Source organism: Gemmatimonas sp. (assembly GCF_044376735.1).
Classification (GTDB): Bacteria; Gemmatimonadota; Gemmatimonadetes; order Gemmatimonadales; family Gemmatimonadaceae; genus Gemmatimonas.
On the sequence record NZ_JBILKJ010000075.1, the window covers coordinates 1 to 13,750 of the forward strand.

The 13,750-nt window shown below is 68.0% G+C and carries 6 protein-coding genes; 3 read left to right on the top strand and 3 right to left on the bottom strand.

Translation table 11 applies throughout. The annotated features are described in order from the left end of the window. Together ACIRA7_RS10855 and dacB are read left to right on the top strand one after the other, a co-directional pair. A partial coding sequence (locus ACIRA7_RS10855) for an acyltransferase family protein (protein ID WP_396220860.1) occupies positions 1–865 on the top strand: 865 nt, incomplete at its 5' end. Positions 866–867: 2 nt separating this feature from the next. Then, a complete protein-coding gene (gene dacB, locus ACIRA7_RS10860; RefSeq protein WP_396220861.1) occupies positions 868–2,520 on the top strand; it encodes a D-alanyl-D-alanine carboxypeptidase/D-alanyl-D-alanine-endopeptidase in 1,653 nt (550 codons plus the stop codon). A 16-nt stretch (positions 2,521–2,536) separates the two neighbouring features. Here dacB and ACIRA7_RS10865 read toward each other — a convergent pair whose 3' ends face one another. The 3 genes from ACIRA7_RS10865 to ACIRA7_RS10875 all read right to left on the bottom strand — a co-directional run bounded on the left by ACIRA7_RS10865 (position 2,537) and on the right by ACIRA7_RS10875 (position 12,567). After that, positions 2,537–7,246 carry a beta strand repeat-containing protein gene (locus ACIRA7_RS10865; RefSeq protein WP_396220862.1) on the bottom strand — a complete coding sequence of 1,570 codons (4,710 nt, stop codon included), beginning with the start codon at positions 7,244–7,246 and terminating at the stop codon, positions 2,537–2,539. 385 nt (positions 7,247–7,631) lie between these two features. Continuing rightward, complete coding sequence (locus ACIRA7_RS10870) at positions 7,632–10,586, bottom strand: beta strand repeat-containing protein (protein WP_396220863.1); 2,955 nt, start codon at positions 10,584–10,586, stop codon at positions 7,632–7,634. Positions 10,587–10,662: 76 nt separating this feature from the next. Continuing rightward, positions 10,663–12,567, bottom strand: a complete 1,905-nt coding sequence (locus ACIRA7_RS10875) for an aspartate ammonia-lyase (protein WP_396220864.1) — start codon at positions 12,565–12,567, stop codon at positions 10,663–10,665. Positions 12,568–12,717: 150 nt separating this feature from the next. Between ACIRA7_RS10875 and ACIRA7_RS10880 the strand changes: the two genes are divergently transcribed. Next, positions 12,718–13,750 (top strand): N(4)-(beta-N-acetylglucosaminyl)-L-asparaginase (locus ACIRA7_RS10880; RefSeq protein ID WP_396220865.1); only part of this gene is annotated, 1,033 nt, incomplete at its 3' end.

Consider the following 13,750-nt stretch of genomic DNA (forward strand, 5'->3'; position numbering starts at 1 on the left):
CGCGATGCCCGACGCGTCGTTGCTCGAGCGCGTGGTGCACCGCATCGAGCATTGGCGCGTGTTGGGGGTGCTGCAGCGCATCGGCTTGGCGTATCTGCTCGGTGGACTGTTCACGTGGCGTACCACGCTCCGGCAACAGGGCGCGATCCTCGTCGCGTTGCTGTTTGGATACTGGGCGTTGATGACGCTGGTGCCGGTGCCGGATACCGGCATCGCGGGGCGCTTCGTGCTCGACAAACCCGACCAACTGCTCAGTGCCTGGCTCGACCGCACGATCCTTGGCCCGAATCACCTCTGGATCGGCGCCAAGACGTGGGACCCCGAAGGCTTGCTCAGCACGATGCCAGCGATCGGCACGATGATGCTTGGCACCTTCGCGGGACGGTGGATCGCGCATCAGGAACGCCCGCTCACTGATCGACTGGCGGGGTTGTTTGCGGTCGGTGCGCTGACGATGATGCTGGGGCTCGTGTGGCATTGGGTGTTCCCGATCAACAAGAGCATCTGGTCGAGTTCGTACGTGCTCTTCACGGCGGGCATGGGTGCCGTCTCGCTCGCCACCTGCATGTGGCTCATCGATGTGATGCAGGTGCGACGCTGGACGTTCCCGTTCGTTGTCTACGGGACCAATCCGATGCTCGCGTTTCTCGGGTCGGGATTGATGGCGCGCATCATCGCCTCGCTCTGGACATGGGAAACGGGCACCGGCAGTCGGATCTCGGCGCAAGGATACGTGTTCAACACCCTGTACGCGTCGTGGCTTCCGCCGCGGGAAGCCTCGTTCGCCTACGCCCTCAGCTTCGTTGCCCTGTGGTTCCTGATCCTCTGGGGCGCGTGGAAACGCGGGTATGTCCTCAAAGTCTGACGATGACGCCTTTACGGCTCACTAGTTCCGTTGGTCGTGGTTCGCTCGCGCTGATCGCGGGCGTGCTGCTCCTCATCACCGCCCCGGTCACGGCCAACGCGGTGTCCCCGAGCACCGTGGCGGCGTCGAGCCGGCTGGTTGTGCAGGCACGCGCCACGCGCCAGCCCAAGCGTCCCGCTCCCAAGAAGAAGACGCCGGCGAAGCGGAGCACCCGCAGTGCGCGTGGGGCGCGCGCGCGGGCGCCCATCGTCCCGGTGCTGCGCTTCACGACCCCGCGGGGCGACGCCGCCCTCACCAGTGATCTCACGACGCTCTTGAGCAGTCGTACGCGCAACGGCGAGTGGGGGGCGATGGTCGTCAGCATCACGCGCGGCGATACGCTGTTCGCGCATGGCGCCGACAGCAAGATGGTGCCGGCCAGCACCATGAAGCTGTTCACCTCCGCTATCGCGTTCGAGAAGCTTGGCCCTGAACACAGCTTCAGTACCGATGTGCTACGCGACGGGCCGCTGGAGGCCAATGGCGTGGTCCGCGGCAATCTCGTGCTTCGCGGCGATGGTGATCCCTCCATGTCGCCGCGCTTCGTACGCGGGGGCCCCGAGGCCTCCATGACCATGTTGGCACGCTTTGTGGCCGGTGCCGGCATCAAACGGGTGACGGGTGACCTGGTGGCCGATGCCTCGGCGCTCGAGACGCGCGGCATCCCGGAAGGCTGGTTGACCCGCTACGCCGGGGCGGGCTATGCCGCGCCATTCTCGGCGCTCACGCTCAACGAGAACATCGTGATCGTGGGCGTCACCGCGGGCGGCGTGGGCGGTGCCGGAAAGGTCTTTCTGGAGCCGGCCACCAGCGGTCTCACCATCACCAACACGGTCCGCACCGTGGCCGGTAGCCGCACGCGCATCAGCGCCCACCGCGTGGGCAACGATCGCGTGATGGTTTCGGGGACGATCGGCGCACGTGCCGGCACCGTACGCTACCAGCTGGTGGTAGGCGACCCGGCCACGTTCACCGGCGGAGCCTTCCGGGCCGCGCTCGAAGCGCAGGGGATCACCGTGGATGGCGCGATGCGCGTGGGGCGAACCCCGGAGTACGCGACGCTGGTGACCAGTCTGCCGTCGCCATCGTTGGCCCGCTTGGTGTCGACCATGAACCGCGAGAGCATCAACATTTTCGCCGAGCTTCTGTTTCGTGGCGCGGCCCGCGGCGCGGACAAGCAGACGCTGGGGTCGGCCGAGAATGCGTCGGCCACGTTGCGTGAGTTCATGGTGCGTGAGGTCGGTGCCGCGCCCGACGCGGTGACGGCCACCGATGGCAGCGGTCTCTCGGTCCTCGACCGCGTCACGCCGCGCGCGTTGGTGCAACTGCTCGCCCACGCCCACCGCTCGCCATGGGGCAGCGCGTTCCACGCGTCGTTGCCAGTAGCCGGTGAATCCGAACTGCTGCGCAATCGCATGCGCGCGACGCCGGCGCAGGGCAACCTGCACGCCAAAACGGGCACGACGAACGAGGTGATCGGCCTCTCGGGCTACGTGACGGCCGAGAACGGCGAGATTCTCGCGTTTGCGTTCCTGTACAACGGCAAGGATCGCTGGCATGCCCGCGAAACGATCGACGCGATGGGCCCCACGATGGCGGCGTTCTCACGGGAGTGAGTCGCCGCCCCAGTGCCTACCGCTTGCCTCGTGACTTCCGTGCTTTGCCACTCGGCATCGGTCCACGCACGGTGCGCGCACCGGCCGACGGGTCGAGGTCGATGCCCCGGCCCACGTTCATCGCGCGCGCCATGGCGGTCGAGAATGGCGATCCGTTCGAGCCGGCGACCACGGTGCTGTTGTAGCCCACCGCGAACGCGCCGCCGATGCCGTCTGGCGCTCCGGTAACACTCCAGAGCAGATCCGTCGTGCCAGTGGCCATCGTGCTCCAGGACGAGCCGTTGAAGCGCAACAGTGTCCCTTGTTCACCGGTGGCGTACAGGTCCGAGGCGGTCGGGCCCCAAATGGACGTCAGCACCCGGCTGCTGCCCGTCGAGATCGACGTCCACGACGTGCCACTGTAGCTGAACGCGATGCCGCCGGTTCCGGTGGCCGACGAGCCGACCGCGGTTGCACCGGCTCCGTTCGACCACACGCCGGCCAGTGTCCCGGTCGTACTCGCGGTGATGGTGCTCCAGACGCTCCCGTTGAAGCGTAGCGCCGCGCCGTTCTCGCCGGTGGCCACGATCGCCGTGGGTGACGAGCCGTGAATGCCCCACAGCGCGTTGGCCGAGTTGGCCACCACTGACCACGAGCTGCCATTGAACCGCACTACTTCGCCGGCTGCCGTTACGGCGAAAACGTTCGACGCGCTGCTGCCCCACAGGCCGTACACGCTGGAGGTGGAGGGGAAGCTCATCGTCGTCCAGGACGATCCGTTAAAGCGCAGCATCGTGCCGCCGTCGCCGCCGGCGAACGCCTCGGAGGCACTCGCGCCCCAGACCGCGTTCAACGTGGCGGTCGTCGGAGTTGCCTGACGCGTCCAGGCCGTGCCATTCCATCGGTAGATGAAGCCGAACTCGCCCACGGCCCACGCGTTCGTGGCCGATGTCGTCCACGCGTCGATCAGGTCGGGGGCGAGGCCGATCGTTTCCCAGCTGCTGTTCACGAGACGCTGCACGCTGCCGCGCTGCCCGCCCGCCCACACTTGCCCGGCGGCGTCCACGGAGACCGAGAACATGCGAGGCGTATACGGGGTGGTCACCCGCGTGAGCGAGCCGTTGTTCAGCAGCAGCAACCCGTCGTCGCTGGCGATGTAGAGCCGCGTGTCGCTTGGCGACACGGCGCTGACCGCGTACAAGTCGGCCGAGATCCCGTTGCTGTTCACCGTCGTCCAGACACCGCCGCTGAGGGAGAGGACCGTGCCGAACGTACCGACCGCCACGACGCTCGTGCTGGACATGCCCGATACGCCAGTCAGCGATTCGCCGGTCGGCACAGTCTGACGCGCCCAGCTCCCGCTGGCGAAGCGGAGCACTTCGCCATTCGTGCCCACGGCAAACGCGGTACCGCCGCTTGCCCAGACACTGTTCAGCGATTGCGTCGATCCGGTGCTGCTGGCGCTCCACGACGCACCGTTCCAGCGCAGCGCGGTGCCATTGTCACCCACGGCGAAGCCGCTACTCGCGCTCTCCATGAACACGCTGTTCAGTCGGTTCGTGGTCCCCGATGCGGCGGCGCTCCAGAAGGAGCCATCAAAGCGGATCGTGACGCCGTTCGTGCCGACGGCCATGACGTTGCTGGACGACGAGCCATGGACCGCCAGAAACTGCGTCCCGTACGACGAGCCGCGTGCCGCCACCGTCCACGTGCTGCCGTTCCAGCGGAACACGTCACCGTTCAGATTCACGGCGAAGGCGTTGGCGGCGTCGACGCCGCGCAGGGAGACGATATCTTCGATGAGTGCGCCGCCGAGCCGCGTGGCGGCCCAACTCGTGGCGAGTCGCGACCCGACGGAGACGGTCACCGTATCCCGCTTGGTGGCGTCGGCCACCGAGGTCGCCGTGATCAGCGCCGAACCGGAGGCCACTCCCAATACCGTGCCTCCGCTGCTCACGGTCGCAATGCTGGGAGCCGCCGATGTCCAGGTAACCTGCGTGGAGATGCCGGGATCCGCGGTGACGGCCGCGGTCAGCTGTGTCGTGCCCCCGACCATGGCCGTGACCGGACGCTGCATGATCGAGACTGTGACCGGTCGGCTGGACACGGTGATCGTGGACGTGGCGCGCTTCGTCGTGTCGGCCGCCGAAAGCACGGTAATCGTGGCGCCGCCGGCGGCGAGCGTCGTGACCAGACCGGTGGCGCTGACAAGCGCCACCGCCTCGTTGCTCGAGCGATACGAGACGCCGGTGGACAGCGATCCCTGCACGCTGACGGTGGGACTCAGCTGCACCGTCTGACCCACAAACAGGGCGGCCGAAGCGGGAGTGACGCTGACGGATTGCACGAGGGGTTGCACCGTGACGGTCGAACTCGCGCGACGGGTGGTGTCGGCCTGCGAGATGGCGAGGATCGTCGTGGTGCCGAAGCCGGTTGCGGTGACCAGTCCGCCGGTCGTAACCGACGCGACGGCCGCATTGCTGCTTCGCCACGTCACGGCGGTGCTGAGCCCCTGATCTGCGGTCACGGTGGCCACGAGCGTCCGCTGCTCTGCGAGGGACAGCACGAAGCTGGGTGGTGAGACCGTGACGGTCGGCGCCGTGAGGACGGTGACGGAGGCGGTGGCGCGCTTGGTGGTATCGCCGGCGGCGAGGGCGGTGATGGTCACGCTGCCCACCGCCAGGGAGGTGACATCACCCATGCCGGAGATCGATGCCACCGAGGGATTCGAGCTGCGCCAGATCACCGCGGTCGACACGCCGACATCGCCGAGCACGGTCGCCGTCAGGCGACGGACGTCACCGATGACCAGCGTGTTGGCTGACGGCGTGATGGACACGCTGTTCACGGCCGGCGATACGATGATGGTCGCGGTGGCTTGCCGCGTCGAATCGGCCAGCGAAATCGCGGAGACCGTGGTCGCGCCGTAGGCGACCGCGGTGACGACGCCGCTGGCGGATACTGATGCGATCGTCGCGTTGGCCGTGTGCCAACGGACCTCGGTGCTGACGCCCGCTTCGGCCTGCACGGCCGCGCTCAGTGTGCGCTGCTCACCGAGCCTCAGGGCAACACTATTCGGGGAGACCGTGACGGTCGGCGCCGCACGGACGGTGACGGATGCGGTTGCGCGCTTGGTGGTGTCGCCGGCGGCGAGGGCGGTGATGGTTACACTGCCCACCGCCAGGGTGGTGACATCACCCATGCCGGAGATCGATGCCACCGAGGGATTCGAGCTGCGCCAGATCACCGCGGTGGACACGCCGACGTCGCCAAGCACGGTCGCCGACAGGCGACGGACGTCACCAATGACCAGCGTGCTGGCCGACGGCGTAATGGCCACGCTGCTGACGGCGGGCGCTACGATGATCGTTGCGGCGGCCTGCCGCGTCGAATCGGCCAGCGAAATGGCGGAGACCGTGGTGGCGCCATAGGCGACGGCCGTGACGACGCCGCTGGCGGACACCGACGCGATGGATGGGTTGGTGGTACGCCAACGGACCTCGGTATTGACTCCCGCTTCGGCCTGCAAGGCCGCGCTCAGCGTACGTTGTTCACCCAGCCGCATCGTGACACTGCTTGGCGAGATCGACACGGTCGGTGGGGAGCGCACGGTGATCAGTGCGGTGACCCGCTGTGTGGTGTCGGCCTGGGCGATCACCGTGATTTGGGCCGTGCCGGCAGTGATGCCGGTGACAAGTCCCGTTGCCGAAACGGATGCGACCGCCGGATTGCCCGACCGCCAGAGTACGGCACGAGTGAGTCCTGCGTCCGCGCTGACCGTCGCGGCCAGCTGTCGTGTTTCTCCCATCAGCATGGACACGGCGGCCGGCGAGACGTCGAGATCGCGCACGACCGGCACCACGGTAACCGTCGCGGTCGCGCGAACGGTCGTATCCGCCACCGACACGGCGGTGATGAGGCTGCTGCCGACCGACACGCCGGTAATGACACCGGTGGATGAGATGGTGGCGACCGCACCGTTCTGGCTTTGCCACGTGAGCGCCGTGCTCAGGCCGGGCTCGAGATTGACGGCCGCCGACAACGCACGCTGTTCGCCGGCACCAAGAGCGAGGGTGGTCGGCGTGAGCGTGATGGAGCCGGCGGAGGTGACCGTCACTTGCGCCGTCGTCGTGACGCGCGGATCGCCCACAGCGCTGACGCGAACGATGGTATTCCCCGGCGTCACGCCCGTGACGATCCCTCGCGTGTTCACCGAGGCGATGGCGGGATTGTCAGATGTCCAGCGGAGATCGAGTAACGCCCCCGCATCGCCGGCGACCACGGCGTTGAGCTGCAGTTGCCCGCCGGCGATCACGGACACCGACTGCGGTGCGATCGTGATCGACTGCACGCGGAGGACATCGACGCCGATCTCGAGCAGTGCGTCGCCGCTCCGGGCACTGATGATGGCCCGCCCCGGTCCGACCGCCGTCACCATGGCGGTCGAGCCGCTGCCGGTGACCTCTGCGACGGTGAGGTCGGAACTCTTCCACGTCACGGCAACACCGGGGATGGCGTTGCCAGACCGATCGCGCGCCGTCAGGGTGATCGCCTGCGTGGCACCGACCGCGTTGAGGCTCAATACGCCAACCGAACTTTCGAAGCGCTGGGGCGTCGTCTTGCCGCCGCTTTGCGTGCCCGTGACGCCATCAGCGGGTGCCGCGCACGCCTGCACACCCAAGGCGAGCAGCGCGCCGAACAGCATCGGCGACCAGCCACGTGCGACGCCACGAACGGCGCGATGCATGGCGGATCGCTCCCCGTGCACTTTCAAGATGTCTGCCATGGCAACTACGTCCACCAGCATAAGGTCGGCGTGCGCTGCGCCGGAATCAGCGGTGCAATCCTGCGGACCGCGGCAACGCACAAGGTCATCCCACACGCCAACTGGACGACCGAAAGACGGGCGCGGCATCATTTCTCTCGACGCGCAGGTGGCGGGCGTTACACTGCCGGCACGATCGTCACCGCGGCGGAACCATCGCCCACAAGGCCCCGCCGCACCGGACCACGCGCTGCAGGCGGTGGGCGGAAACGACGAACGGCGTCGTGACCGTGGTCACGACGCCGTTCGTCGTCCGTACTACCTGCGAATACTGAGCCGAAGCCGCCGTGTGCGGTGCGCCTCGCGGTCAGCGCGCGGTCTTGCGTTTCCGCGCGGCACCGTGTGGATGCGGACCACGGCGCAGGCGCGCGGCCGCCGACGGCTCGAGTGATCCGGGCGTCCACGCGTCCGCCGCCGCCCGTGAGGCGGCGCGGAAACCCGTGCCGCCGCTCGCCGCGACGACCGTGCTGTTGATGCCGACCGCGAAGCCGGCCGTGGCGTTGGGGGCCCCGGATACGCTCCACAGCAAGTCGGTCGTGCCGGTGGCCATCGACGTCCAGCTGTTGCCGTTGAAGCGCAGCAGCGTACCGTTGTCGCCGGTGGCATACAGGTCGAATTCACTCGGCCCCCACAGTGCCGTGAGCGCCGAGGTCGTGCCCGGCTGGAGCGAGGTCCACTCCGTGCCGTTGTAGCGAGACGCGATGCCCGCATCGCCGGAGGAATTCGCGCCATCGGTGAACACGTTGGTCGCGCTCGTAAGCCAGATGCCACCCAGGGTGCCGATCGCGGGGGCAGGCAGTGCGGTGAAGACGTTGCCGGTCAACCGCCAGACCGCGCCGTTCTCGCCGGCCGCAAAGACATCGGCGGCCGATGCGCCGTACAGCGCCCACAGCGGCGCCGTCGCGGTCGTGAGCAGCGTCCACGCCGAGCCGTTGAAGCGCAGGATCTCACCGGCCTTGGTGGTCGCATAAACGTTCGCGCCGTTCGTTCCCCACACGGCGGACACCGTGCTCACACTCGGAAACGCCATCGGCACCCACGCCCCACCGGTCAAACGCAGCATCGTACCGGACTCGCCGCCGATGAACCCGTCACCGGTCGCGGTGGCCCACACACTGGTGAGCGTGGCCTGCGTCGGCGTGGTCATCTTCGTCCACGTGCTGCCGTTCCAGCGATACACGAACCCGAATTCGCCTACCGCGAAGGCGTTGTTGGCTGCCGTGCTCCACACGTCGAGCAGATCGGGGGCCAGGTTGTTGGTGGTCCACGTGGAACCACCACCATCGGCGCTGCGCAGCACCGCGCCCCGCTCCCCGCTCGCCCACACCGTGCCCGTGACATCCACACTCACGCCGAAGAGCTGCGGCGCATACGGGGTGCTGATCAGGGTGGCGGTGTTGCCATCGAGCTGCGCGACGCCGCCGTCGCCCACCAGATAGCGCCGGCCACCATTGGCGGCGGAGCCGCTGACCTGATACAGGTCACCCGCCAATCCGCCCACGCTCAGCACGGCCCAGGCGGTGCCGTTCCAGCGCAGCAGGGTCCCGTTGGTGCCCACGATCACCACGTCCGACGCGTTGTTGCCGTGGACCCCGTACAGGAGCTCCGCACTGGGCACGGTGACACGCGACCACGTCCCGCCGGTGCGCCGCCGGACTTCGCTGTTCGCCCCCACGGCATAGACGACATTGTCGCCACCCCACACGCCGTTCAGCGGCTGGGTGGAGTTGGTCGTCTCGGTGCTCCACGTGTTGGTGGCCAGCTGCAGCACCGTGCCGTTGTTGCCGGCCGCCCACGCCACGGTTGGGCTTTCCACCCAGATGGCATTGAGCGTTTGGGTGGTGCCCGAGGTCATGGTGCTCCACGCCGTACCGTTCCAGCGCGCGATGGCGCCGTTCGTGCCCACGGCGATGATGTTGGTGCCGGACGAGCCGTGCAGGGCGACGTAATCGGCGCTGCCGGACAGCGACAGCGTCCAGGCGGTGCCGTTCCAGCGATAGATGTCACCCAGCATGTCGATGGCGAACACGTTCGCGGCGCCCACCGTGAAGATCGACAGGAGATCGTCGCGCAGCACGCCGCCCAGTCGTGTGGCACTCCACGCGGTGGCCAACCGCGGCACCACGTTCACGGTGACCGTGTCGCGCTTCGTGGCATCGGCCACCGACGTGGCGGTGATCACCGTGCTGCCCAGGCTGATCGCGCTCACGACGCCCTGCGCATTGATGGTGGCGACGGTGCCCGTGCTCGAGCTCCACGTCACCCCTGTTGGCACGCCCGGGTCGGCGCTCACGACCGCCGCGAACGTGGTGCTGGTGCCGGGGTTGAGGCCGACGTTGCGCGGCGTGATGCTGACGGTCAACGGACGCGGGGCCACCGTGATCGCGCTGGTGGCCCGGCGGGTGGTGTCGGCGGTGGACAGCACGGTAATGGCCGCGCTGCCCAGCCCCACGGCCGTAACCAGGCCGGTGGCGCTCACCGTCGCCGCCGCGGGATTGCTGGAACGCCACGTGACCGTTTGCGCCGCACCGGCATCGGCGGTCACGGTGGCGCTGAGTTGCTGTGTGCCGTTGATGAACAGCGACGCCGTGATGGGCGTGACGGCGACGGCACGCACGATTGGCACGACGTTCACGGTGGCGGTGGCGCGCAGCGTGGTGTCACCCACCGAGACGGCGGTGATGGTGGCGGTGCCGAGCGCCACGCCCGCGACCACGCCGGCGGCCGATACCGTGGCGACGGTCGCCGCACTGGTACGCCACGTCACGGTCGTGGGAAGCCCGGGATCGATCTGGACCGTGGCTTGCAGCGCCTGTGTTTGCCCGGCGCCCAGCGAGACGGTGGTGGGCGTCAGCGAAATGTTGCGGGCCGCCTGCACCGTGATGGTCGCGGTGGCACTGACGCGGGTGTCGGCGGCGGAGGTCGCGCGGATGGTGCCCGTGCCGATCGCGATGGCGGTCACCAGCCCCGTGCTGCTCACCGAAACGACGGTCGGCGACTCACTGCTCCACGTGACGCCAGTGCCGGCGCCGTTGATAGCATCGACGACGGCGCTGAGCGACTGCGTTTCACCCACCCGAATCGTGGCGACGGTCGGTGTTATCGCGACGCTCCGCACCGTGGGCGGGTTCACCACCACGGGCGGCCCCGAGGCGTCACCTCCGCCGCCGCAGGCGAGCAGCCCAAGGGCAAGGGTGGTGGCCCGGAAGCGACGCAGGACCGAGGGGAGGAGGGTCCGGGAAGACGACGGGGATGAGTGCATGGGATCGCGAAAGTGACGGGCGAGCCGGCCCGGGCGGCGGCAGGTCCCCCGAAGACGCTCGGGGACCCGCGGCGCCCTACGCCGACGGAATGGTGGTCAAGCTGAACTCGTGCGTGTCGCGCGGCGCGGTCATCGCCGCCGGATTGAGGATGTCGTCGAGCTGCGCGCGCGTCAGCAATTCGCGCTCGAGCACTAGGTCGAAGACCCCGCGCCCGCTGGCGAGGGCGGTCTTGGCAATGTCGGTCGCGACCTCGTAGCCGAGCACGGGCACGAGCGCGGTCACGATGCCGATCGAGTGCTCCACGAAGTACCGCATGCGGTCGGGGTTGGCGGTGATCCCGGTGACGCACCGCTCGCGTAGCACCATGCACGCGTTGCGGAGCATATCGATCCCACGCAATAAACGATACGCTATGATCGGCTCGAACGCATTGAGCTGGAGCTGTCCGGCCTCGGCCGCCATCGTCACCGTGACGTCACCGCCGATCACCTCGAAGCAGACCTGGTTCACCACTTCGGGGATGACCGGATTGACCTTGCCCGGCATGATCGACGAACCGGGTTGCATCGCCGGCAGATTGATCTCGCCGAACCCGGCCCGCGGTCCGGACGAGAGGAGGCGGAGATCGTTGCAGATCTTGGACAGCTTGGTGGCCGTGCGCTTCATGACCCCCGAGAGCTGCACGAAGGCGCCCGTGTCGCTGGTCGCTTCCACGAGATCGAACGCGGTCATCACGGGCACCTCGGCGATGACGGCGAGATGCTTGCACGCCAACGCCGCGTAGCCGGGTGGCGCGTTGATGCCCGTGCCGATCGCCGTCGCACCGAGGTTGATCTCACGGATCAGCGACTGCGCTTCGGCCAGGCGCTCCACGTCTTCCTGCAGGGTGTGCGCGAACGCCATGAACTCCTGTCCGAGGGTCATCGGCACGGCGTCTTGCATCTGCGTGCGCCCCATCTTGATCAATGGCGCGAACTCCACGCCCTTGGCGCCGAACGCATCGGCCAGCCGCGCGAGCTCGACGCGGAAACCCGAGAGGCTCTTGTGCAGCGCCACGCGCACCGCCGTGGGATACACGTCGTTGGTGGACTGGCTGAGATTGACGTGATCGTTGGGAGAGATCACGTCGTAGGCGCCACGCTGCTGGTTGCTGAGCTCGAGCGCGCGGTTCGCGATTACTTCGTTGGCGTTCATGTTGGTGGAGGTGCCGGCGCCTCCCTGAATCATGTCCACCAGAAAATGCTCGTGATGTCGCCCGGCGCGTATCTCGCGGGCAGCACGCATGATGACCTCGGCGTGCTGCTGGTCGAGGAGACCGAGCTCGAGGTTGGTTTGGGCGGCGGCCTCCTTGACCGCGGCGAGTGATTCGATGAGCACCGGGAATTCGCGGAGCGGAATACCGGTGATCGGGAAATTCTCGAGCGCCCGCAAGGTCTGCACCCCGTACAACGCTTCATACGGCACATCGCGCTCGCCGAGGAGATCGTGCTCCTGCCGGCTGCGGTGGCCGCCGAAGCCGAGGGTACGGCCTCGGCCGACGAGGGTGGCATCGGCGCGGCGCAGGCGCATCGAGATCGCGCGGGCGGCGCGGGCCACGAGCGCGGCGTACAATTGCGGCGCCTCGCGCGTGATGTCGTCGAGCAGGGCGCGGGTCAGGACCATCGCGGTGCCCGGCATGATCACTCGCGCCGTGGTCCCGTGGGCGGAGTCGTCGAGCAGCAGCCCTTCACCCACCGCTTCGCCGGTGCCGAGCGTCACGAGGCGCGTGGTGCGGCCATCGGACGACTTCTCGATCGCGACCGCGCCGCTGATCAGTATCGCGAAGCGCTGACGCGCTTCGCCTTCGTTGAAAATGGTCTCGTCGGGGACGAGGGTGAGCGGCGTGACGTGCCGCGAAAGCTTCCAGAGGTGCGCGTCGGTGAAGCCCTCGAGGAACGAGGTCGCGCGCAGCGCATCGGCGATTTCGGCCGGAGTAGTCATGGGGGGAGTAAAAGTGGGAAAGTGCTTTAAAGAAGGTGCCAGACGAACCCGCCTCTCGCCAGCAGTGGCGTTGGGCGATATCCTCGAATTGCCTGACCGCTGACCATTCGTTGTACCACGTCGTTACCCGACCCTGTTCCGGAGCCTGCCGTGCCGTTCTCCCGTCGCGACTTTCTCGAGCGTTCCGCCGCGCTGGCCGCGGCCGGCTTCGTACCCCGTCTCCCCGACCCGTTCGGGCAGGCGCCGGGGCAGCCGCTCGCGCCGGTCGCGTCGACCCCCGGCTTTCGGGGGCGTCCGCTGGTGGTGTCGTCGTCGAACGGCATCAAGGGGGTGAAGGTCGCCTACGACCAGATGCTCACGGGCGTCGACCCGCTCGACGCGGCCATCGCCGGTGTGAATCTGGTGGAACTCGATCCGACCGATCAGTCGGTGGGCCTCGGTGGCCTGCCGAATGAGGAGGGGGTGGTGCAGCTCGACGCCTCCTGCATGCATGGCCCGACGCGGCGGGCCGGCTCGGTGGCGGCCATCGAGGGGATCGCGACGCCGTCGCTCGTGGCCAAGGCGGTCATGGACTACACCGACCACATCATGCTGGTCGGCGCCGGTGCCACGAAGTTCGCCAAGGCCATGGGCTTCAAGGAGCAGAATCTGCTCACCGAACAGTCCCGCCAGGATTGGATGCGCTGGAAGTCGCGGCTGAACGCCAACGACGCGTGGCTGAATCACGACGACGACATCAAGATCAAGTTCACCACCGGTACGATCAACATGAACGCGGTGAACGGGGCGGGGGACATCGGCTCGGTCACGACGACCAGCGGCATGGCGTGGAAGGTGCCGGGCCGTATTGGCGACTCGCCGGTGATCGGCGCCGGGCAGTACTGCGACAACCTGGTCGGCGCCGCCGGCAGCACCGGGCGCGGCGAGGCGAACATCAAGACCTGCGCCTCCTTCCTGATTGTCGAGTTCATGCGGCAGGGACTCGGCCCGCAGGACGCCTGTCTGAAGACGCTCGAGCGCGTGGTGGCGATGACGGAAACCCGCCTCATGGGCCCCAATGGCCGTCCAAAATTCGATCTCGAGTTCTACGCGCTCACCAAGGACGGTCGCTTTGGCGGCGCGACGCTGTATTCGGGTGGGAAGTTCGCGGTGTGCGACGAGAAGGGGGCGCGGCTGGAGGAGG

Coding starts and splice junctions, on each gene's coding strand:
- dacB (WP_396220861.1), top strand. CDS start 868: ATGACGCCTTTACGGCTCACTAGTTCCGTTGGTCGTGGTTCGCTCGCG.
- ACIRA7_RS10865 (WP_396220862.1), bottom strand. CDS start 7,246: ATGCATCGCGCCGTTCGTGGCGTCGCACGTGGCTGGTCGCCGATGCTG.
- ACIRA7_RS10875 (WP_396220864.1), bottom strand. CDS start 12,567: ATGACTACTCCGGCCGAAATCGCCGATGCGCTGCGCGCGACCTCGTTC.
- ACIRA7_RS10870 (WP_396220863.1), bottom strand. CDS start 10,586: ATGCACTCATCCCCGTCGTCTTCCCGGACCCTCCTCCCCTCGGTCCTG.